The 19099-nt window shown below is 68.4% G+C and carries 20 protein-coding genes and 1 pseudogene; 12 read left to right on the forward strand and 9 right to left on the reverse strand.

What is annotated here, in order from left to right; all coding sequences use genetic code 11:
• The first annotated feature begins 108 nt into the window (after nt 1-108).
• The gene (locus tag HD597_RS00805; RefSeq protein ID WP_253739583.1) at nt 109-1704 is read left to right on the forward strand and encodes an MFS transporter; all 1596 of its coding nucleotides are present in this window, start codon (nt 109-111) and stop codon (nt 1702-1704) included.
• A 702-nt stretch (nt 1705-2406) separates the two neighbouring features.
• Here HD597_RS00805 and HD597_RS00810 read toward each other — a convergent pair.
• From HD597_RS00810 to HD597_RS00820, 3 genes and pseudogenes are all read right to left on the reverse strand, one after another.
• Nucleotides 2407-3422, reverse strand: a pseudogene (locus HD597_RS00810) (IS30 family transposase).
• A gap of 177 nt (nt 3423-3599) precedes the next feature.
• On the reverse strand, nt 3600-4787 hold the full coding sequence (locus HD597_RS00815) for a hypothetical protein (RefSeq protein WP_253739585.1): 1188 nt from the start codon (nt 4785-4787) through the stop codon (nt 3600-3602).
• A gap of 352 nt (nt 4788-5139) precedes the next feature.
• Nucleotides 5140-5271 (reverse strand): DUF4158 domain-containing protein, encoded by a 132-nt coding sequence (locus HD597_RS00820; RefSeq protein ID WP_253739586.1) that lies wholly within the window; start codon nt 5269-5271, stop codon nt 5140-5142.
• Nucleotides 5272-5497: 226 nt separating this feature from the next.
• Here HD597_RS00820 and HD597_RS00825 point away from each other — a divergent pair, with 226 nt between their 5' ends.
• Nucleotides 5498-6115, forward strand: a complete 618-nt coding sequence (locus tag HD597_RS00825; RefSeq protein WP_253739587.1) for a recombinase family protein — start codon at nt 5498-5500, stop codon at nt 6113-6115.
• 210 nt (nt 6116-6325) lie between these two features.
• Nucleotides 6326-6877, forward strand: coding sequence for a hypothetical protein (locus HD597_RS00830; RefSeq protein ID WP_253739589.1), 552 nt, complete (start codon nt 6326-6328; stop codon nt 6875-6877).
• Between the two features lie 334 nt (nt 6878-7211).
• On the opposite strand, the gene HD597_RS00835 is transcribed toward HD597_RS00830, so the two are convergent.
• Both HD597_RS00835 and HD597_RS00840 read right to left on the reverse strand, forming a co-directional pair.
• Entirely contained in the window at nt 7212-7565 is a 354-nt protein-coding gene (locus HD597_RS00835; protein WP_253739590.1) for a winged helix-turn-helix transcriptional regulator, read from the reverse strand.
• Between the two features lie 46 nt (nt 7566-7611).
• The gene (locus tag HD597_RS00840) at nt 7612-8439 is read right to left on the reverse strand and encodes an NAD(P)-dependent oxidoreductase (protein ID WP_253739592.1); all 828 of its coding nucleotides are present in this window, start codon (nt 8437-8439) and stop codon (nt 7612-7614) included.
• Between the two features lie 144 nt (nt 8440-8583).
• Between HD597_RS00840 and HD597_RS00845 the strand changes: the two genes are divergently transcribed.
• The gene (locus HD597_RS00845) at nt 8584-8847 is read left to right on the forward strand and encodes a hypothetical protein (protein WP_253739594.1); all 264 of its coding nucleotides are present in this window, start codon (nt 8584-8586) and stop codon (nt 8845-8847) included.
• A 278-nt stretch (nt 8848-9125) separates the two neighbouring features.
• Here the strand turns inward: HD597_RS00845 and HD597_RS00850 are convergent, their stop codons facing one another.
• Nucleotides 9126-9572: a hypothetical protein gene (locus HD597_RS00850; protein WP_253739596.1), complete on the reverse strand. Its 447-nt coding sequence runs from the start codon at nt 9570-9572 to the stop codon at nt 9126-9128.
• A gap of 648 nt (nt 9573-10220) precedes the next feature.
• Here HD597_RS00850 and HD597_RS00855 point away from each other — a divergent pair.
• The 5 genes from HD597_RS00855 to HD597_RS00875 all read left to right on the forward strand — a co-directional run bounded on the left by HD597_RS00855 (nt 10221) and on the right by HD597_RS00875 (nt 13936).
• Nucleotides 10221-10412: a hypothetical protein gene (locus tag HD597_RS00855; RefSeq protein ID WP_253739598.1), complete on the forward strand. Its 192-nt coding sequence runs from the start codon at nt 10221-10223 to the stop codon at nt 10410-10412.
• Nucleotides 10413-10506: 94 nt separating this feature from the next.
• Nucleotides 10507-11007, forward strand: a complete 501-nt coding sequence (locus tag HD597_RS00860) for a single-stranded DNA-binding protein (protein WP_253739600.1) — start codon at nt 10507-10509, stop codon at nt 11005-11007.
• Between the two features lie 71 nt (nt 11008-11078).
• Nucleotides 11079-11384: a hypothetical protein gene (locus HD597_RS00865; RefSeq protein WP_253739602.1), complete on the forward strand. Its 306-nt coding sequence runs from the start codon at nt 11079-11081 to the stop codon at nt 11382-11384.
• A gap of 1489 nt (nt 11385-12873) precedes the next feature.
• Nucleotides 12874-13467 carry a hypothetical protein gene (locus tag HD597_RS00870; protein ID WP_253739603.1) on the forward strand — a complete coding sequence of 198 codons (594 nt, stop codon included), beginning with the start codon at nt 12874-12876 and terminating at the stop codon, nt 13465-13467.
• A 202-nt stretch (nt 13468-13669) separates the two neighbouring features.
• Complete coding sequence (locus HD597_RS00875; protein ID WP_253739605.1) at nt 13670-13936, forward strand: hypothetical protein; 267 nt, start codon at nt 13670-13672, stop codon at nt 13934-13936.
• Between the two features lie 172 nt (nt 13937-14108).
• Here the strand turns inward: HD597_RS00875 and HD597_RS00880 are convergent, their stop codons facing one another.
• The gene (locus HD597_RS00880; protein ID WP_253739607.1) at nt 14109-14711 is read right to left on the reverse strand and encodes a hypothetical protein; all 603 of its coding nucleotides are present in this window, start codon (nt 14709-14711) and stop codon (nt 14109-14111) included.
• Nucleotides 14712-15349: 638 nt separating this feature from the next.
• Here HD597_RS00880 and HD597_RS00885 point away from each other — a divergent pair.
• A complete protein-coding gene (locus tag HD597_RS00885; protein WP_253739608.1) occupies nt 15350-15787 on the forward strand; it encodes a hypothetical protein in 438 nt (145 codons plus the stop codon).
• A 678-nt stretch (nt 15788-16465) separates the two neighbouring features.
• On the opposite strand, the gene HD597_RS00890 is transcribed toward HD597_RS00885, so the two are convergent.
• Nucleotides 16466-16831 carry a hypothetical protein gene (locus tag HD597_RS00890; RefSeq protein WP_253739610.1) on the reverse strand — a complete coding sequence of 122 codons (366 nt, stop codon included), beginning with the start codon at nt 16829-16831 and terminating at the stop codon, nt 16466-16468.
• A 120-nt stretch (nt 16832-16951) separates the two neighbouring features.
• On the opposite strand from HD597_RS00890, the gene HD597_RS00895 reads away from it, so the two are divergent.
• Nucleotides 16952-17362 carry a hypothetical protein gene (locus HD597_RS00895; RefSeq protein WP_253739611.1) on the forward strand — a complete coding sequence of 137 codons (411 nt, stop codon included), beginning with the start codon at nt 16952-16954 and terminating at the stop codon, nt 17360-17362.
• Between the two features lie 114 nt (nt 17363-17476).
• On the forward strand, nt 17477-17728 hold the full coding sequence (locus tag HD597_RS00900) for a hypothetical protein (protein ID WP_253739612.1): 252 nt from the start codon (nt 17477-17479) through the stop codon (nt 17726-17728).
• A gap of 206 nt (nt 17729-17934) precedes the next feature.
• On the opposite strand, the gene HD597_RS00905 is transcribed toward HD597_RS00900, so the two are convergent.
• The gene (locus HD597_RS00905) at nt 17935-18537 is read right to left on the reverse strand and encodes a hypothetical protein (protein ID WP_253739614.1); all 603 of its coding nucleotides are present in this window, start codon (nt 18535-18537) and stop codon (nt 17935-17937) included.
• Between the last annotated feature and the right edge of the window lie 562 nt (nt 18538-19099).

Genomic DNA, 19099 nt, shown 5'->3' on the forward strand with positions numbered 1-19099 from the left:
TGGTTCACCGACCAACACCGCTGAACGATAGAGGAATGCTGCTGCTCAGCCCGCCGTATCTCTCGTCGTCGGTTCCTCCCGGTACTGAACGGCTGGCTCACTCATCAGTTGCTCGACCTCAGCCGGTCGCCGAAGGCCGGTGCGACGACGACCCGCCGACCCATCCTCGAGCCGCACCGGCAATCAGCTGGCATCGCCGTCACCGCCGGCGTGCCGCAACGAGTGCGCCGTACCGGCTCCGGGCCTGACCGCAGATCAGTCGCACCCAGCTCGGCGACCAACACGATCGCGGTCAAAGCGGCGGCGGTCGGGCGCAACACCTCCAGCGGCACGTGGCCTCTGTACAGGAGGAGGACAAATTCCTTGACTTCCACACCCACCATCTCGCGCGGACAGGACGCCAGAGTGAGTCTCCTGGCCATGCTCAAAGGACTGACCGGCGGATACGACGCCAGCGCCATGGCCGGCGCGCTACTACTGGTCACGGACCATTTCAAACTCACCACGACTCAGCAGGGCTCGCTGTACGCCGCTACGGCGGCTGGATGGATCGTCGGCGCGCTGCTGGGCAGCAGGCTCGTCAACACGCTCGGCCGCCGGGCAACCCTGATCTGGCTGGCGCTGCTGTACGTGGCAGCCACCGCCCTTGCCGTGACGTCGGAAAACCTGGTGTGGTTGGACTCAAGCCGCTTCGTGCAGGGCACCATGATGGGCGTCGCCATCGTGGCGATGCCCATCCTCCTCGCTGAATCGGCCTCGACGCGCTCTCGCGGACGCATCGCGGTCCTGTACCAGGTGGCGACCTCTCTCGGATGTGCGATGGGCTACCTCTGCGGCTACCTCCTCGCAGGCGGCGGTCAGTGGCGTCTGATGCTCGCCATTCCCGGTGTCCTCGCCCTCGCCAGCACCACACTGCTGATACGGCTGCCCGAGACCGACCGCTGGCGTCAACTCCAGCAAGACCGCAGGGCCGACTCGACGGCCGAGGCCTCGCGTCGGCCGGGTGTCCTGCGCACCATGCTCAGCTCCCGATACCGGGCGCTGACGCTCTTCGTTGTCACGCTGGGCTTCTTCGTACAGGCTACGGGCGTCAACGCGATAGTGTTCTTCAGCCCCCGGATCTTCCAGCGCATCGGCTATACCGATAGCTTCGGGCTGCTGGTTCTGCCTGGTTTCGTCCAACTGGCGGGCGCTGTCGCGGCGTTCGTCTGCGCGTTGACGATCGACCGGTTCGGCAGACGGCTCGTTCTACTCATCGGCACCGCCCTCATGGGCCTGGGCCATGCGCTGATGGTGGTCATGTTCGCCACCGACTCTCCCGAGGTGGTGGGTTTCCTCGGCCTCATTGTCTTCATCATTGGTTTCAACTCCGGTTTCGGAGCGGTGGTGTGGATCTTTGCTGCCGAAGGCTTCCCAGACCACCTTCGTGGCGCCGGAGCGTCGGTGATGCTGCTGACGAACCTCACGACGAACCTGTTCATCGCCCAGTTCTTCCTCGACCTGCTCAATGCCGTCGGCGGCATGCTGACCTTTCTGCTCCTCCTGGCCATCACCACCCTGGCCTGGCTCTTCGTGCACTTCCTGGCTCCGGAGACCAAGGGCCGATCCCTGGATGAAGTCCAGTCCTACTGGGAAGGCGGCAGGAGCTGGCCTGCCACCGGTGACATGCCTGACGCCCGCAGACGACCACCGACGCGGGCCTGAACTGCTGGCACTGCTGTTCCTACCGCCGCTCCAAAGGGCCGAGTTCATCAGCGGACGTGCGCCAGGCCCCGTGAAGAGGCCGGGCAGCAGGTCGCGCACGCGAACGCGCTGGCCAGGGACACCGCGGCTCAGGCCGAGGCGGACGTGCACCAGGCCCGCGAGGAGGCCGACCGGATCCAGCGGCAAGCGAACGCCGACGTTCACTGGCTCAGGCCGACGTCGCGGCGGACCGCGCCGGAGCTGAACAGGCCAAGACGGTGGCCGCCGACACAATCCGCACCACCCAGGACCAGGCCGCCCGCGACCTCCGGGCCGCACAGGTTGCGCAGGCCCGCGCCGAGCAGGGCGAGGCGGACGCCCGCCAGGCGCTCGAACGCGCCGCCTGTGAGGGTCGCTCACCGGAACCCGGGATGAGCTGTAGGAGGAGCGCGCCGCGCGGTCCGGGAAGGGCAGCTCATGGAGTTGCGTGCCGAGCTGGAGCAGTTGCGCACCGAACGCCACGGCGGCGGACGGAAGGGCTGAGCGTTTCGATGGTTTCGCGCACGCCACCGCCTCCCGGCACGCGGAGTTGGTTTCAAGCGTGATGAGTGGCCCCACCTACGCGCTTAGGTTCTAGATCTCGTCGCAACACCCGGCCCCTGGGATGTTGCAATGACCAAGCCGTTTCGCCGGGGAGGATTCCAGCGATCTTCGCAACACGGGTCATTCGACTGTTGCGACGAGCTTAGCGAAGAGCTCAGCGGGGGTCTGCCAGCCGAGGATCTTGCGTGGGCGGCTGTTGAGTTGAGCGGCGACGGCGTCGAGTTGTTCAGCGGTGAAGGAGGACAGGTCCGTGCCCTTCGGGAAGTACTGGCGGAGCAGGCCGTTCGTGTTCTCGTTCGAGCCGCGTTGCCAGGGGCCGGTCTCGACGAGGGCGTCGCGGACGTGCTCGGCGGTTTGCCGTTGGGCAGGTGCAGCAGCATGACGTAGCGGGTGGTGCGGTCGACGAGGGTGCCGATCGCCGAGCGGGTTCCCTGGCCGACGATGAGGTCGCCTTCCCAATGGCCGGGCACCTGCCGGTCCTCGACGTCATTGGGCCGCTGGTGGATGAGCTTGCCAGGGTCGATGAAGCGGGTGGCGCGCTCGTCGCCGCGTCGGCGGCGGCGTCGGGCCTGGCGGCCGGTGCGCAGGGCCTCGGGCCGACGCTCCAGGCCGCCGCGGTAGCTGAGGTAGATCGCCTGGTAGATGGTCTCGTGGGCGAGATGCCGGTCGGGCTCGTCGGGGAACGCGGTGCGCAGGTCCTGGCTGATCTGCTCCGGGCTCCACCGCTGGTCGAGCCGCTGTTGGATGTAGGTCTTCAGCTCCGGGTCCCGCCGGACCTTGCCCTCCTTCGAGCGCGCTCGCCGGACGGCAGCACGCCGCTGCGCACGGAACGGGTGGTACTTACCCGTGCGCTCGTCGCGGTTACGGCGCACTTCCCGGCTGATCGTGTCAGGACTGCGCTTGAGTTCCCGGGAGATCGCGCGCAGCGAGGCGCCGGCACGGAGCATGTCGGCGATGACGATCCGTTCGTCCTCCGATAGGAACCGTGGCGAGATCGTGTCGTCATCGGGCTGCTCGGTGATCGGTGCGTAGACGCGGACGTTTCCCGCCCGGTCTACGATCTTCCGTCCGTACCTCCATCGGTTGCCGGTCTTACGGTTGACACCAACCTCTCGGCACGCGGCCGAGTTGCTCATCCCCTGCGCCATCAGGCGAAGGTATTGATCACGTTTGTCGGCCAGCGGAGCAGGTCCAAGCTTCTTAGGCCGGCGAAACGGCTTGGTCATTGCAACATCCCAGGGGCCGGGTGTTGCGACGAGATCTAGAACCTAAGCGCTTAGAAGGGGCCACTCATCGCGCGTGAAGTCACGGAGTCAGCTGAGCGCGTGCGGGATGCGGTCGAGCGCGAGGTTACTAGCCAGTCCGTAGGCGTAGAAGTCGATGGCTTGCGCGCCGGCCGTCCGGGCGCCGCGTACCTTGGCGGTCAGCTGGTCGGCCGAGTCGCTGTCGGGGTAGCCGGGGCGCAGCACCGCACGCACCTCCCGGTCCTTGCCCACCGAACGCAGGAAGGCGCCCACGTCGTCGGCGACCCGGGCGGCGTCGCGCGCGTAGGCGAGCACGGCGAAGGAGGGCACGAGGTCGCTCAGCGCGACCGGGTCGACGCCGAGCTGCCAGGCGTCGTGCGCGGCCAGCATCGGTGAGGGCAGGCCGTCCCGGTAGCCCTTCACCGCGCCCGTCGGGTCGACGAAGACCAGCTTGGAACCCTCGCTCGCCACCGCGTCCGCCACCTGCGCGACCAGCGAGGTCACGGTCTCGGAGCGAGCGCCCGCGTAGCTGACGACGTCGGGCCCCGCATAGGCGGTCAGGGCGGCCCTGGTCACCACGCCCTCGGACGGCGGGTCACCGTCGAGGACGCCGCCGACGATCCGCGCGCACTCCTCGCGCGCCATGTCGGCGTCAACGCCGAGATCGGACGCCCGCACCATGCAGAAGTCACAGAAGCACAGGGCCATCAGGTAGGTGTCCATCGGCCCGAGCGGCACGAACGACCGCTCGGCCTTGAGCGGCCGGAAGTGCAGCCCCTCTGCGACGACACTCTCCACCCCGAGCCTGGCAACCGACCTGGCCAGGGTAGCAGCGTACTGCCGCACCTCAGGATGGGCCGGGCACAGGTCGGTCGGGGAGCCGCGGTCGCCGAAGCAGTTGCGCACGGTCACGTCGGGATGCAGGGCGCCGAGCGTGCCGTTGCGCAGGAACACCGCCCGGCCGTGCAGCTTCAGCCCGCGCGCCCGGCAGGCGTCAAGCAGGCCGTCGAAGGCGTCAGTGTAACCGGCCGGCGGCACCAGCCGAAGCCCGGCGAACAGATCATCAGGCAGGTCAAAGTGCGCCCCGTCACGCCGCAGGGTCAGCTTGGACCGCCCGTGCGGAGTGACGTCGCTGGACCCGTGATGGACGGCGCCGACCGTGATCCCGGCCACGCCGCACCCCCGCACACGGTCGAGCACCTTCTCGACGCCCTCACCGCGCAGGTCCTCGACGAGAACGTAGAGCGAACTATCCACGCTCTGACCTTATGTGCTCCTATGGGCGACGAAGTCGATCTCCACAAGGATGCCGAGCAGGTTGGAGCCCACCGTGGTCCATTCATCACGATGGCGGTAACGGACGTGTCTCCCGCTACTCGTCCACGGTCAACTTGTTGATGGCGGCCTGGCGGTCGGCGCCGGTGGACAGTGGGCGTCGAGCGCGCGCAACCAGGTCAGCTTGTCGATCGCGGTCTTCACCGAGGTCGCCCAAGCACCCCGGCCAGCGTGACCAGCCACTCTAGCCGGCCCAACCCTGCATCCGCCAGCAGCATCCGCTCCAGATCGGAGCGAACCTCCACCGTCAGCAGGCGCGCCACCAGCTGCGATATCAGATCAGAGGCCGCCTTACCCGCGGTGGGACCATCATGGCCAGCACCAGCGCGCCGGGCCGGATCACCTTGGCCGCCATCAGATGCTCGTGCGCCAGATTGAACAGCAGCGTCGGCGAGTCGTGCTCCATCCCCGATCCAGCAGGAACTGCTCCAGCTCCTTCATCGTCATCGCCTGGCCCGCGACAACGGCCGCGACCACGTCGTCGTTCCACATCCTTGGAAGTGGAACAGTATGCCGCGCTGTCGATCAGCGCCCCGAAACGGACACTATCGGACATCAATCGTTCCGAAATTCGTTCCACAAGCTCTGTTCCGGAACCAGCGTACAGAGCTGAATTCCGGTACGATCCGAGGATGGGAAACGGAAACGTTCATCCACACGGCGGATTGGAGGTCGGCTACGCCCGCGTATCCGCCACCAAGCAGTCCCTCGAACGACAGCTCGACGCTCTGGCCATCGCAGGAATCCCGCAGACACGGATCTACGTCGACAAGAAATCCGGCACCACCCTCGACCGCGACGGCCTGAACCGACTGCTGGCCTACGCCCGGCCCGGCGACACAATCGTGGTGCACACTCTCGACCGGATCGGCCGCAACCTCCGCGAGGTGCTCAACCTCGTCCACGAACTCTCCGAGAGAGGTATTGGCGTACGGTCACTGGCCGACCCATTGCCCATCAACACTGCCGACGAGGGCATGGCACGCATCGCCTTCCTCCTGTTGGCGCTGTTCGCCGAAATGGAACGCACCTTCACCGCCGAGCGCGCCGCCCACGCCCGCGCCGTCGCCGAGGCCAACAACCGGCACGTCGGCCGCCCCCAAGCCCATCCTGCCGACAAAATCGAATACGCACGGCTCCTCAAAGCCCAAGGCGACTCCCTCGGCGTCATCGCTACCAAGACCGGCATCCCCAAAACCTCACTGCACCGCTACCTCACCAGCGCACCCGAACTCGGCCCGGCCAAATAGCGCCGAAGACCCGGCCACATACCGCGAAAGGGGTCTGTCCAATGTTCGGCCCTGTCTCACATTCGGTGGTGACGGAGCGTGCCGCTATCCGAGGAGGATGCGCGGCGATGATCGCTCATGTACGTGATAATAGTCCCTTATCACGTACATGAGCAGCGCCTGTTGTGCAGCTACGTGATGGGCCGCTGGACCGGTCGTAGGGTGAGTGAAGTGAGACTCGGTGAGTTTTCGGAGCTGGCGGTCTCATGCCGCGAGCGCCTGAGGGTGGGATTCCAGGGTTTTCGTACCGACGACAAGGTGTCGTCCTTGAGTTGGCCACCTGATGTTGTCGAGCAGTTCTTGTACGACCACGCCGATCACGACAGATTCCTGCGTGACTATGGGGAGGTGGACCTGTCCGCGGTGACCTGGGATGTCGAGATCATTGCCGTGGAGGATTTCCTTGAGATGCCGACCGGCCCCTCGGGCGAGGGCTGCATTGAGGAGTACGCCGAGGACCCGGACTGGTGGGTGAAGGCGCGGAACGCCGGTGTACATATCGGTGTGCAGCAGTGCTGGCAGGCGCACGGGACGTGGAAGCGCTGGCCAATCCTGATCGACCGCGCATTGCTCACTCCAGCGGGGAGCGGTTTGCAGGTCATCGAGGGCCGAACCCGGGTCGGCGTCTTGAGGGTCTTCATCGTCAAGGAGTCTTCGTGGCAGCACGGCACCTGGCCTGGGTCGGGCGTTCCGCGGCGTGAACCAGTACTGCGGGCAGTCTGAAGCTGCGTTGATCCGCCCTTGAAGTGCTCAAGCTCAGGCGGGCAGTCTCTGTCACAGGACCCCGAGGGGGCCTGGTCGTTCGAAATCCCATCCGTGGGCTTCAGGGAGGAACCTCTCCGGGATGCCGCACATCAGTCGACGGCACGCGTGACGTGACGTGAGTCTAGTACGGCAGCCGCCGGATCGTGATCGGGCCGGTGGAGTGTGACGATGGACGAACTGATGGCCAGGAGCGCCGCCGGTTCGCCCGCATCGAACCGCGACGGCTTCCTCATCCCCGATGAGATTCACTCGACAGCGCTACAAAGAATACGACGGCTTCTCTCGCCTCGGCCTATTCCTTGCCGTGAGTGGGGACGATATCAAGCTTGTGCATGCGACGGGCACCCCATTCCCCCAGGGCGCCCAGCGCCGCGTAGAGCGCAATGCCGTCGTCTGTCAGCTCATATTCGACTCGGGGCGGTGTCTCCTTGAACACGGTCCGCCGGACGATTCCGTCCGCCTCGAGCTCGCGTAGTTGCTGGGCGAGCACCTTCTCACTGACGCCAGGGAGGCTGCGGCGCAATTCACCGAATCGATGGAGCCGCTCGTCCAGCGCCCAGAGGATCAGCGCTTTCCACTTGCCTCCGACGACGTCCATCGCGGCGTCGAGGGCACAGATGTAGGGCGGGTTGCGCACCCTCGTCATGCTAGCTGGGCCGCCCCGCCCTACTCCTGGGCGCCCTGGGACTGGCTCAGCCGACGGTGATGGCGCGCTGCATTCGCCACAGCGAGGCGTGCAGGTGTCCGGCCAGATCCGCGGGCACACCCGCCTCCGCAGAGGCGGAGAGGATGTTCTCCAGGCCGGTCGCCTGCATCGCGGGGTTGTACTCGTCGGGGACAGATTCGCTCACATTGGCGCCGGCGACCGTGATCGCAAGCATCTGCTCCATCCAGGGCTGGAGCACCTCGCGCTTGAACGTCTCCAGGTCGCCGCCTTCCGACTGGACCAATGCCACGGCGTGGTCCGCCCCGGCGCTCATGCCGTACATGCCGCTGAGCGCGGCCATGTCATACAGCGCCGCAAATCCTGGGTCCTCGCCCACCCAATGAGGACGACCAACGGGACCGAGCACAGGGGCGACACGGTCGAACACGTCCCGCGCACCGCTGTAGAGGATGAAGGCTCCCTCGCTACCCACCGTCGGAGGCACGGCCATGATCCCGCCCGCGAGGAAGCGCACCCCGTACCCCTCGAGCCACCCGGCGAGCTCGCGCGCCTGCCGTACAGAGCCGCTGGTGAGGTTGACGAGCATGCCGCCGGCCAGCTTCCGTATGGCCGGTCCGAGCGCCTCGCGGACACTGGCGTCGTCCAGCAGGCAAGTAACCGTAAGGCCGCCCGCCCCGATCGCCTCTTCCACGCTGGACGCCTCCCGCGCACCGCGCGCAACGAGATCGCCCGCTTTCCCGGACGTACGGTTCCAGACCGTCACCTCGCGACCGGCTGCGAGGAGCGAGCTGGCGAGCGCGCTTCCCATGGCTCCCAGACCGAGGATGCTGATTTGTTCATGCCGCATATTCATGGGAACACTGTCGTCTCGGGTCGGTACGTGCCACAAGAACGCACTTCGAAGTGCGTGGTTACCTGGAGGTTAGGGCTCCGGCCTTACATGGTGATCTTCACTGTTTGTAGGCGACTTGACGTTAGTAGTGGCTGGCTCGGGCGCGTGCTTGCTGATCTCATCCGCCTGTGGACCGCCTCGAGCCGCGCCGCCGATCCCGACACCCTGCGAGCCGCCTACGACGCCTGCCTGGGCTTCATCAAGATCCCGTACCTGTTCCTCGACGATCAGTCCGATCGAGGAGAGTACCGCTCCATGGCGTTGCGCCAGCTCGAACACGACCACGAACGTCTGCCGCCCGACTGGACACAGCAAGCACTCCGCACCGAGCCAGGGCCACCTTCGCCGGACTGGAAGAGTTTCAGCTGATCTTGTTCTCCAACGAGGTGGTCGCCGTCTGGAAGCGGACTGGTGATCGCGCTGAGGCCTGGCGGAAGTCTCGGCGACCACGGACGTGATCACATGATGCCTGCGGCATCGATCGCGCTAGCCATCAAGTCGCGAACGACAGACGGCAGCAGGGGAGTCGCCCGCCGAAACCCGTCGTCACGGGTGACGAGGTGATCGGCCGTGTCCACACCCCGAAACGACGACCCTGTCAAGCTCCGCAGCGGCGACGTAGCCAGGACGGCGATTGAGTTGCGAAGCTACTGCGGGGCTTGATGCGGCAGCTTGTCGATGCGCAACCGTCTCAGCCGCGACCTGATCGCCCCCTCACTCCGATCAAGGGCCGCCGCCAGCACCTTCACCGAAGCGTCCGGCCGGCCGGCGAGCTGCTGCAGTTTCTCGTCCTGCTCATCAGTCCAGCCGCAATACGCCTCGGCGTGCTCGAGCCGCTGCTGCTCGACCACCGAGATCCGGCTCCCGCCCGCCTGACCGCGTCTCGCCCTCACCAGCTCCATCAGGTCAGCCAGCAGACCGAGATCGGCAGCGGGCAGGCTGCCGCTCAGCACCGCCAGAGGAGCACCGTCGGCGTCACTGCCGTTAACCTCGATCGCCAGACGGCCGTCCGCCAGTCCACTCGCGGACAGCTCGTAGCATCGGCCGTGCTGCGTCAGCTGTACGCGCAGAGCGTTGTCCGAGCCGCCGTCCACTGCTCCTCCTTACACGGCCTTTTCGCCGGGGCCATCCCACGATCACCTCACGCCGGTAAAGGCCGCCCCTCCGGTCCAGCAGCCGCAAACGTGAGCGCCGCACGCCCATTTTCGCACACAAAATCGAATCCGGAAGGGTCTCCGCCTCGAACGCTCCCGGGCCTTGCTGACCGAAGAGCGCCACCGGCGGGCCTGCCGCGAACGCTCAGCATCGCCAGCCTCGGGCCCGCCACCAGAGCGCCCGTGCGAGCGCGCACGACCTGCCACCCCAGGCCCGGTACGGGCGCCTGACACGGTGATCCACCCGGCGAAGATCGAGCACCCTCGGCAACAGGCAGGTCGTCAAGACGAAGCGCTCCCGCCGGACCCTTTTCACCCCGCAGCCGGGTGGGTGGCCACCCCGCGTCCCGGCACAGTCACCCTCGCAGTCGTACGGTCGTCCCGCAACCAAGCGGCGCAACCCCGCGCAAGCAAGATCTTTTCCACGCGGGAACCCGCCACCTCGGCCCCCCTCACCGACCCCGCGCGGAAAACATCTTGCTCACGCGGGGCCGCTCGGTTGCCCTCCTCCCTCCCGCCTGCGTGGTCTCCCGCACCGGAACACGAAGCGGCCACCCCCCGGAGGCCGCGGACGGAAGGGACCCCTCGATGAAGCGCCTCACCCTCGGCATCCCCCCGTACGCCACCGACGTCACCGCCTGCTCCCGCTGCGGAAACCCGGTCCTGCTGCAAGACAGCTGGCCCCTGCACGGCGGCGGCCGGATCTGCCCCGACTGCGTGGCCGAAGCCGTCCAAGCGCACCAGCTCACGGCGGCCACCCACCGCGACCTCCCGTCCTGACCCCTCGCCCCGGGGGCGGGACGACCCGTACCGCCCCCATCGAGGCATCGAGACCCCTGCCGATCCGATCCACATCCAGCGAAGGAGAACCACCATGGCCAACGACATCGTCATCACCCTCACCGGCAACCTCACCGACGACCCCGAACTGCGCTTCACCCCGACCGGAGACGCCGTCGCCCGCTTCCGCGTCGCCTCCTCCCCGCGCTACCTCGACCGCCAGAGCAGCCAATGGAAGGACGGCCGCCCGCTCTACATGACCTGCAGCGTGTGGCGCCAGCAGGCCGAGCACGTCGCCGAGTCGCTGCAGCGCGGCATGCGGGTCATCGTGGAAGGCCGCCTCAAGCAGCGCACCTACGACACCGCCGAAGGCGACAAGCGCACCGTCTACGAACTCGAGGTCATCGAAGTAGGCCCGTCGCTGCGCAACGCCACGGCAAGGGTCACCCCAGCCAAGAACGGCCGCACGCCCGCGCCCGCCCCCACCGAAGACCCGTGGGCCGGCGCCTTCACCGAGCGCCCGGACACCGAGCCCGCCCTGGCCGCCACCGCATCCGGTGACGGCTCCAGCACGGACGCCGAACCGCACCTGTGACCACCACCCGGTGGGCGGAACCCCTGGCGTTCCGCCCACCGGACCACCCCTCCCGACCCCTGGCAGTTCATGTGAAGGACGATCTCATGCACCCGGACGCGTTAACCCGCCGCGCACGACGGCACGGCTGGACCGTCGAAACCGCCGCCGGACCCGTGCTCACACTGCGGCGCCACTCCTGGCGCCTGGAGATAGCCTTCGCCGGCGACGCCCCCCGCAGCGCCCGCATCACCGGCCCAGACGATCAGGGCAGCCGGCCCGTCAACCTACGCTCGATCAACGCCCTGCTGCGAGCCGAACCGCATGAGCTCGCCCGAAACGCCGCGGCGGCGATCGTGGGGGAGCGCCCCAGCCGTGCGCACAACCCCGACCCGTAACAGCCGCCTCCCACCCGAGCGACTCGCCCTCCCTCTGCCCCCGGGACAGCTGGACCGCCTGCCAGCGGCACCAACCGGCTGCACAAAAACCGATGATCCGGACCGGTCCCCGAGGCGCGGCCCTGTCCCGCCGCACCCGGTGCCCGCCCTCCTCTATCCGCGCGCAGGGCGCTCGCTGCGCTCGCGTCCCGCAGGGATCGGCCTGGCGGCCGCCCCTGCGCGCGGGCGCTCGTCTCGCCGGCCAGAAGACTCCGCTAGCGCTCCGCTTCTGGCCGGCGATCCTCGCGCCACCCCCACCACCCCGCCACACCCGACCACCCCCACCCCGCGAAGACGGCGTCCTGCAGACTGCGCCCCCCCGCACCAGCCAACCCGCCAGCCGGTCACAGGCCGCGGCAGGACAGACACAGGCACCAGGCGCACCTCGTCGCGCTTGCCATCCACCCCACACACACCCACACCTGACCGGTGCGAGCGGCGATGGGGACATCCTCAACACTCAGGCAGACGCCCACCTCAGCCTGGGCGCCGCTGTAGAGCAAGACCAAGACAAAGGCCGCGTCCCCGGGACGCCGCAACGGTCGGGCGGCGCGTTCAAGCGTGCTCCACCAGCAGGCCGCTCAGCTCGCCCGGTCACGGCATGCGCACCCGCTTGACCTCCAGCCGCCGCCCCGCGCCATATCCGTGCGTCAGCTCAAACGCGGGAGCGCCTGGCCGATCGACACCGGCACGGCCCGGCGCCACCGCACCTGCCGCCTGCAGGCACTGAGCGCGGCCTCGCCGCCGACGACGCCACCGAGGTGCGTGACCCCATGCCCCCGCTGGACCAGCCAGGCCACGTAACCGGGGCAGCCGATCATTGAGCGCTCGCCAAGGTCGCATCGCGCCAGAAAACGCTCGATCGCGGCCCCCGCCCGCCCGGACGCCGCCCGCACCTCCTCCGGTCCACCACCCGGCAGCCCGGCCGCCGTAACGCCGCCCGGGACGCCGGCAAAGGAGCCGATCCGCCACCGAGCACGCACCAACCTGCCGCCATCGCGTCTCCCTCTCATCGGCTGAGCCTGGCGGGGGGCGGCGGGGGCGGCGCCGACCTCACCCCCGGGGAGTCCCAGCGTTCGGTCCTGTGCCAGCTCCTCCGGCCGCGAGCGGCCGAGGGCGCACGCAGCACCCGGGCCAGCACGCGGCACCCCCGATCCGGCTTCGCAGCCTGCGTCACGGCGGCGCGCCCCGCAACCGGCCTCTCGCCCCGCCCCTCAGGGCTGCCCTCCTCACCCAGCTAGGGCGGGGCGAGCCCGGCCTGTCCCACAGATCTTTTGCTGACGCAAAACATCTTGGACCAGGCCGAACCGGCCGGTGGCCGGGGCCGCTACGCCGCACCGCCGACGGCTCGCTGCCGGACGAGGGCAAGCCCGCCGCCTCGGCCCCCGGGCCCTCACCACCGCCCTCCTCCGGCAGCCCCGTCCACCGACGCAAGAAAGGACCGTCCGCCATGCTGCCTGAGGTGAAGGCGTACTACGACGCCCTCGACGACCGCAACCACCGCATCGAAGCCGACCGCGTCCGCGCCGCACACCCGGTTCCGGCCTGGGACCCCACCACGTCCCCCGACAAGGTCGCCGCCTACTTCGAGGCGGAGGACCGGCACAACGCCGCCCTGCGCGAGCTGGAGCGAGCGCGCAAGCGGACCCAGGCCGACGCCTACCAGACGCTGCTCGCCTCGGAGGACCCGCTGGTGCGCTTCCTGGTCACCGACCCGGAAGTGCAGGCCTACCCCCGGCACGCGGAGATCGCGCTCAAGGCCCTGCCGATGACGCGAGAGGAGATGGAGGAGTTCGGCGAGCGCCAGGACTGGTGCCACGAGTACGGACGGCTGCTGGAACGCGCACAGGCCGCCGGCGTCCTGCCCCCACCGCTCCCGGACCTCGCCGACATCGAGCCGCTGATCCGCGAGGTCGCGAACCTGACCGACCTGAGCGAGCGCCGCCTGCGCGCCATCGTCAACAAGCACCTCCCCGACATCCTCGCCAGCGCCGAGGCCACGGACACGCAGCCGGCCCACCCGAACCCGCCGGCGACCGCGTAGGCCCACGCCATCCCGGAGGTGGCGGGCGTAGCACGTCCGCCACCTCCACCCCCGGCGAAGGAGCCGAGCACCGAACAGCAGCTCCGCCGCGCGGGCGGGCACCCCGCTGGAGTGCCGCCAACTGCCCGAGGCCGCCCGCTCCAGCACACTCCCACCTCCGTAGCGCCCTGAACACGCGCACACCACACGCGAAGGAGTACCCGTGCAGCCCAACCGCCTTATCGCCTGCGTTCGCTGCCCCATGCTGCGCGTTGAGCCAGCACAGCGCCGACGCCTCGAACAGATCGCCCGGAACCTGCGCGACCGCATCGAGGAAGCCCGCATCAACGGCTGGCTCGGCGAAGTCCAAGGACTACAAATCAGTCTCGACGCCGCCGGCCGCAAGCTCGCCGCCCTCCAACGGCCGCCCGCAGACAGCCGTCCGCGCCCGTCTCTGGGTATGCCGATCATTTCCGGAGAGCGCCGATGACCTGCAAGAGCGGCGCAGCCCGCGAGTTGATCTCCGTAGTTCGGAAAGATGCTGCTGGCCTGGTGGAACTCACCGCCAGACGCGTTCGCGCCCGCGGCCGCGAGGTGGAGATCGAACGCCTTAGCGGGCACCTGCCCCGCGTCCTGAAGGCGGCCCCATGACTGCCGCAGGTTCAGCTGTGGTGCTGGAGGTATTGAAGCCACTCACGCACCAAGGCGCGCTCCCGGTCATCTAAGTCTGCCCTATTCGATTGCTGCACACGTTCGACTTGCCCCTCCATGTAAAGGCATATCGACGGCACTCGCCACAGCTCGGGCACCATGATGCTGGTTACGCCAGATTGATAGGTGGTGCCCTGTACCGGGACGTGTCCGTCCAGCGAGCACATCCTGAATTCTGGCCTCCCGGCACCGGACCCCAGCAGGCCCGTTTCGGCCCCGGCACCGGCCAGGTCCCACTCCTTGAGCAACCGCACACGCCGCCACCGGCTTGTGTCGTAACCATCCTCATCGTCGTCGCCCTCCGGTACACCCAGGAGGAACTCGCGATCCGGACCGAACAACCCGTGCTCTACGGCCAGGGCGAACCAACCCGTGTTGGCCTGCTCCACCAAGCCTGGCGTCTCCTCATCCACCCAGCCGTCCACCCAAGCGTCGCGCCGACCATCCGTCGGCCCGCACGTTGCCAGGAGCCCCACCGCCGTCAGGGGCGGTGGGCCTGCCGGCACCTCGCCGGGCAGCAACTGCAGGCCAGCAGCGCGCAGCAGCGTCGCCACCCTCTGTTCATCCACGGCTGTCGCCCTTCATCCTCTCAGCATCGCCCCAACGATTCGAGATCATCTCGCATTCGTCCAGCGCCAGCCTCGCTTAGTCCGGAAAAGACTCTCCTGCTCGCTGTGCGGCCTGGCCTCGATGGACGACCTGCTCCTGGCGGCCGCACTGCGCCCGCAACTGGCCGCCGACTACGGGCGGGCGGAGGCCGAGCTTGGGCACCGCTTCACGCACAAGCTCTCCATGGGGGAGATCCTCACCGGCCTGCGCGCCGCCCGCCTGCACGCTCGGCGCGATCCCGCCGCCCGCGAGGCCGTGACGGCGCTGGGGGAGATGGCCCGCGAGCACATCGCGGCCACGCGGGCCCAGGCCGTACGGGACAAGGGCGTCCAGCCGTGGAGCGAACAGCAGATCGACGATCGGGCCAGGGCCCACACGGGCGCCATCCTCGCCTGCGCGCACCGGGTTCTGGACCTGGTCGCGCGCTTCCCCGCCAGGACCTCCGCCGGCTTCGAGACGCCGACCGGCATGCCGTCTGGCCGGCGGCGTGACAGCGGGCGGTCGTGGAATCGAACCTCGACTAACGCCATCCGAGGCGGCTCCGCCTCCATGCCGGCGCCATCCCCGCATGAAGGAGCATGCCATGAAGGACATCGATCTCACGAAGCTCGCCGGTCCCCTGATCGGTCACGCGGTTCGCGTCACCGCCACTTTCCGGCACCGCTACGGCGACCCGCAGCAGCAGGTGTACGAGGGGACACTGCTGGCGATCGGCCAGAAGCAGGGAAACAGCAGGCGAAACGCCATGCCGTACTGCCTCGTTATCAACGCCACGGCAACCGAGGGCGGTGTTCCGATCATCGCCTTCCGCAGCGTGACGTCCATCGAGCCGCTCTGCCCGGCCAGCCAACAGCACCCCCATCAACCGGATGCACCCTCGCATTCGACCGTCCGTCCCTGCCGGGCAGGTCTGCCAGCCTGGCGTAGGTCCGCGGACGCTTCCGGAGGTCGCCCGTCTTCCCGCAGGTCACCGGGAGAGACAAGCCTCTTCCGGGGAACCCCCTCGGGCCGGGCGCCGTGATGCGTGCCTCTGGCCCGCTGGACCCGCCGAAGCCGTTCAGCGTGGGCTGGACGGACGCGCGGTCGCCGTGCCGAGCGCTGGGCCGCGCGTCCAGGTATGCCCGCGCCCAGGGCGCTCGCTGCGCTCGCGTCCCAAGGGATCGGCCTGCGGCCGCCCCTGGGCGCGGGCGCTCACGCTGGCCGGGCGGCCTCCGCTGGCGCTCCGGCTGCCCGGCCGGCGCTCGCCCACCTCCGACGCGGACGTGACGGGTGTTCACGGGGTGACCGGCTGGCCTCTGGAGCGGGGTGACTGGGGGCTGCGCCGCCCCCAGACCCCCGCGGGGCGGGCGTGCCGGTCGCCTACCGGGCGCGCTTCTCCTCCAGATGCTGGGCGACCGGCACGCCCGCGCCGGCCGCAGCTGCTGGCCGGTCGGTGCATCGCGCCATATCACCGCTTCACGCGTGCCGCCCAGGCTGGCCCCTGCCGCCGGTGGAGTCGGCGACGACTCGCGGCGGTGGTGGATCTTACAGGCCGAGGGGGGTCGGATGGGCACCGGCTAGGATGGGCTCCTGGCTCCTCCGGGAGTTTCAACCTGCAGGGCCGGTGAGGCTTCCGACTTGTGAACCCTTCGGGGTTCTGCCTCACCGGTCCTCTGGCGTTGTCCGCCGCCCCGACCTTTCCGGGGCGGCGGACCCGCGATCACAGTCCTTCGCCCTCAGTGAGGAGAAGGCGCTCCGCATCCATCGAAAGTCCGCTGTAGCGGGTCAGCGCCCCGCGCAGACCGTGAAGGCGGTGCGGATCGGGACTGACGGAGAAGGCCAGAGTGCACAGATCACGGCCGATCAGCCATTCGAAGATCATGTCGTCGAGCACAGCGACGACGACCGGATCCAGGGGTAGATCATGCATGGCGGTCCGTGCCTGCTCCAGGGCTTGCGCCCCCCTGAGTCCACCCGTCTCCTCCAGGGAGGGAAGGTTGATCGGGATGGGCAGGAGGCTGAGGAGCTTGCCCGTGAGCGCGTACGCGCCCATCAGCAGTTCAGCCATTTCCTCTAGGTCTTCCATGGGCTGCCTCTCTGGAGTTGTCAACCTGCGCCGGTCCGGGGGTTCCGACTCCCCCTCGCCATGCCTCTATTATGCCATAAAGCCTTGCGATCCTTCAAGGATTTATGGCATGCTGGCCCCATGGAAAACACCGGAGCCCGCTCCGAGCTGGACGCGGCCGCCGCACGGATCGCTGAAGCTCTCGGAGCCACCCTCGCCGAACTGGCCGACATCGCCGCCGCCATGACGGCCGACGACACAGCCGACGACCAGGACCGGCTTCCTGGGGATGTGCTGCTGCTCGCCCTGGCCGAAGTGGTGCGGCGCGGCCCCGAGCGCCACGACCTCGTGGGGGCCGTCGAGGCGGGCGAAATTCTCGGCGTGTCCCGCACGCGCGTCCACCAACTCGCCGACCCGGACACCGGACATCGCGACTTTCCCCGCCCCCGCTACCACCTCGCCGCCGGGAAGCTCTGGGCCAGAGCCGACATCGTCGCCTTCGATCAGCGATGGGACCGCCGCCGGACCGGCCGACCGCGAAAATCACAGTGACCGCGCCATAAATCCTTTAAGGATCGTTAGGATTTATGGCATAATAGAGGCATGGCGAGGGGGAGTCGGAACCCCCGGACCGGCGCAGGTTGAACGGCCAGAAAGGAAGCCCCCATGAACCCAGCACGCCCCGACCTCAACGCCCTCCTCGATGCGGGATGCACGATCACGCTCTACAAGAACCGCCACGTCACCGAGATAGCCGATCCCCTGATGTGCGCCGACGCCCTCGACCCCCAAGACAACGCAGTCGCCAGCGGATACGGCGACACCTGGGCCGAGGCGCTGCTCTCCCTCGCCAACAACTGGGAACTCCGGCAGATCCCCCGCCCGCCCTACACCCCGGACGACCGATCACCGTTCTAACCCCCCGCCCAGCTACACCCCCGCGCCGCTACCACCTCCGTCGCAGGGGCGCAGCTGGGCGCGGCGGAAGTCGGTCGCGGGGGGCATCGAGCCCCCGGCAACCGATGCGGCGCCGCTGCCCCCTCGCGCGGCGGCCACCCGTCCTAGCTGCCTCACAGTGTTGCGGTTCAGGCACTCTGGCCGGAGGTGTCAGGCCCCTCGCCTTCTCACAGGCGCGGATCGTCCACCAGTGTGAACCCGTCGGCGTCGGCCGCCGTCAACCGCTCGACGGTGAAGCGCCGGCCCGGCAGCTCGTTCACAGGCACCCCGGCCTGCTCGGCGACCCGGGCGGCCTCCACACGCAGGGGCGCGGACGCCGGATGCAGGGACGTGATCAGGTGCGCCTGATCGCCAACAGTGATCAGCACCTGCACCTCGTTGCCCGTGGCGGGCGCCAGACCTGGCCACCGCCCCCGGTCCTCCATCAGACGGCGCCGCGCGGTCATGGTCGCCAACCCGGCATCGTCGGCCAGATCCCGCAGCGGAAAGTCGCCCCGGAAGCGGGCACGAGCGGCCGTCATGAGCAGCCGCAGACGAGTCTCCAGCACCTCCACCGCATCGCGCACCACATGAAGCGTCTCCTCCATGTCCGCCGCCGACTCCGGTAGATGATCCACGCTCTCCCCGTTGCCCAGCTCGCGTAGAAGCCGCCCGAGACGCCCGGAGTCGATCAATCGTGCCAGCTCGCCGGTCGGGTCATCGCCGGCGGGTGAGTAGCGGACGGTGAAGCTGTCTCCGTCGTCGTTCCCCGGCTGCCATGCGATCTCCACAGAATGGCTCCCCACCACATCCGTGTACCACATTGATACACGAGCAGAAGCGTACCATTCTGGTACGCAGCATGGAGCTGCTCCAAGTCGACACTTGGCACACGGTCCCACCCGTCCAGCACTTCCCGAGCTTCCGAGCGCCAACGTCCTTCTGGAAGACGTCGATCGCCGTCTCCTCCTTCCGCCGGCAAGAGGAACTCTCACGCCCTCGATAGTCGCCTTCCGAGCCCTCGACGGCCGCGGCCCCCCACGGTCATGCGTAACGTCGAACCTCAACTCCACCACCAGGCACCTGACGACAAGTCGGCGCGAGGCCAGCGCGCACAAAGCCGTCATGGCTGAGCTGTCAGCACCAGCAAAATCGGAGCCGAAGCGGGAGCCCGGCAATGCAAGCCAAGCATCAACAACGAACACCGACAACAACACGCGGAACAGGTGTGAAGGCGCGTGGGGGGTGAAGTCATTTACCCCCCACGCGCCTTCACACCTAGGCATCTTTTGTCACCCCTGCTACATTCGTCACAACTGCGATCTTTGCGCGTCGCCACATCCCGATCTTGCC

The organism is Nonomuraea thailandensis (assembly GCF_024172165.1).
In the GTDB taxonomy this organism is placed as follows: Bacteria; Actinomycetota; Actinomycetes; order Streptosporangiales; family Streptosporangiaceae; genus Nonomuraea; species Nonomuraea thailandensis.

What these genes read in the sequence shown, in the direction of transcription:
- HD597_RS00820 (WP_253739586.1), bottom strand. Translation starts at nt 5,271, where the DNA reads ATGGAGCACGACTCGCCGACGCTGCTGTTCAATCTGGCGCACGAGCAT.
- HD597_RS00825 (WP_253739587.1), top strand. Translation starts at nt 5,498, where the DNA reads ATGGGAAACGGAAACGTTCATCCACACGGCGGATTGGAGGTCGGCTAC.
- HD597_RS00835 (WP_253739590.1), bottom strand. Translation starts at nt 7,565, where the DNA reads ATGACGAGGGTGCGCAACCCGCCCTACATCTGTGCCCTCGACGCCGCG.
- HD597_RS00840 (WP_253739592.1), bottom strand. Translation starts at nt 8,439, where the DNA reads ATGAATATGCGGCATGAACAAATCAGCATCCTCGGTCTGGGAGCCATG.
- HD597_RS00855 (WP_253739598.1), top strand. Translation starts at nt 10,221, where the DNA reads ATGAAGCGCCTCACCCTCGGCATCCCCCCGTACGCCACCGACGTCACC.
- HD597_RS00860 (WP_253739600.1), top strand. Translation starts at nt 10,507, where the DNA reads ATGGCCAACGACATCGTCATCACCCTCACCGGCAACCTCACCGACGAC.
- HD597_RS00870 (WP_253739603.1), top strand. Translation starts at nt 12,874, where the DNA reads ATGCTGCCTGAGGTGAAGGCGTACTACGACGCCCTCGACGACCGCAAC.
- HD597_RS00885 (WP_253739608.1), top strand. Translation starts at nt 15,350, where the DNA reads ATGAAGGACATCGATCTCACGAAGCTCGCCGGTCCCCTGATCGGTCAC.
- HD597_RS00890 (WP_253739610.1), bottom strand. Translation starts at nt 16,831, where the DNA reads ATGGAAGACCTAGAGGAAATGGCTGAACTGCTGATGGGCGCGTACGCG.
- HD597_RS00895 (WP_253739611.1), top strand. Translation starts at nt 16,952, where the DNA reads ATGGAAAACACCGGAGCCCGCTCCGAGCTGGACGCGGCCGCCGCACGG.
- HD597_RS00900 (WP_253739612.1), top strand. Translation starts at nt 17,477, where the DNA reads ATGAACCCAGCACGCCCCGACCTCAACGCCCTCCTCGATGCGGGATGC.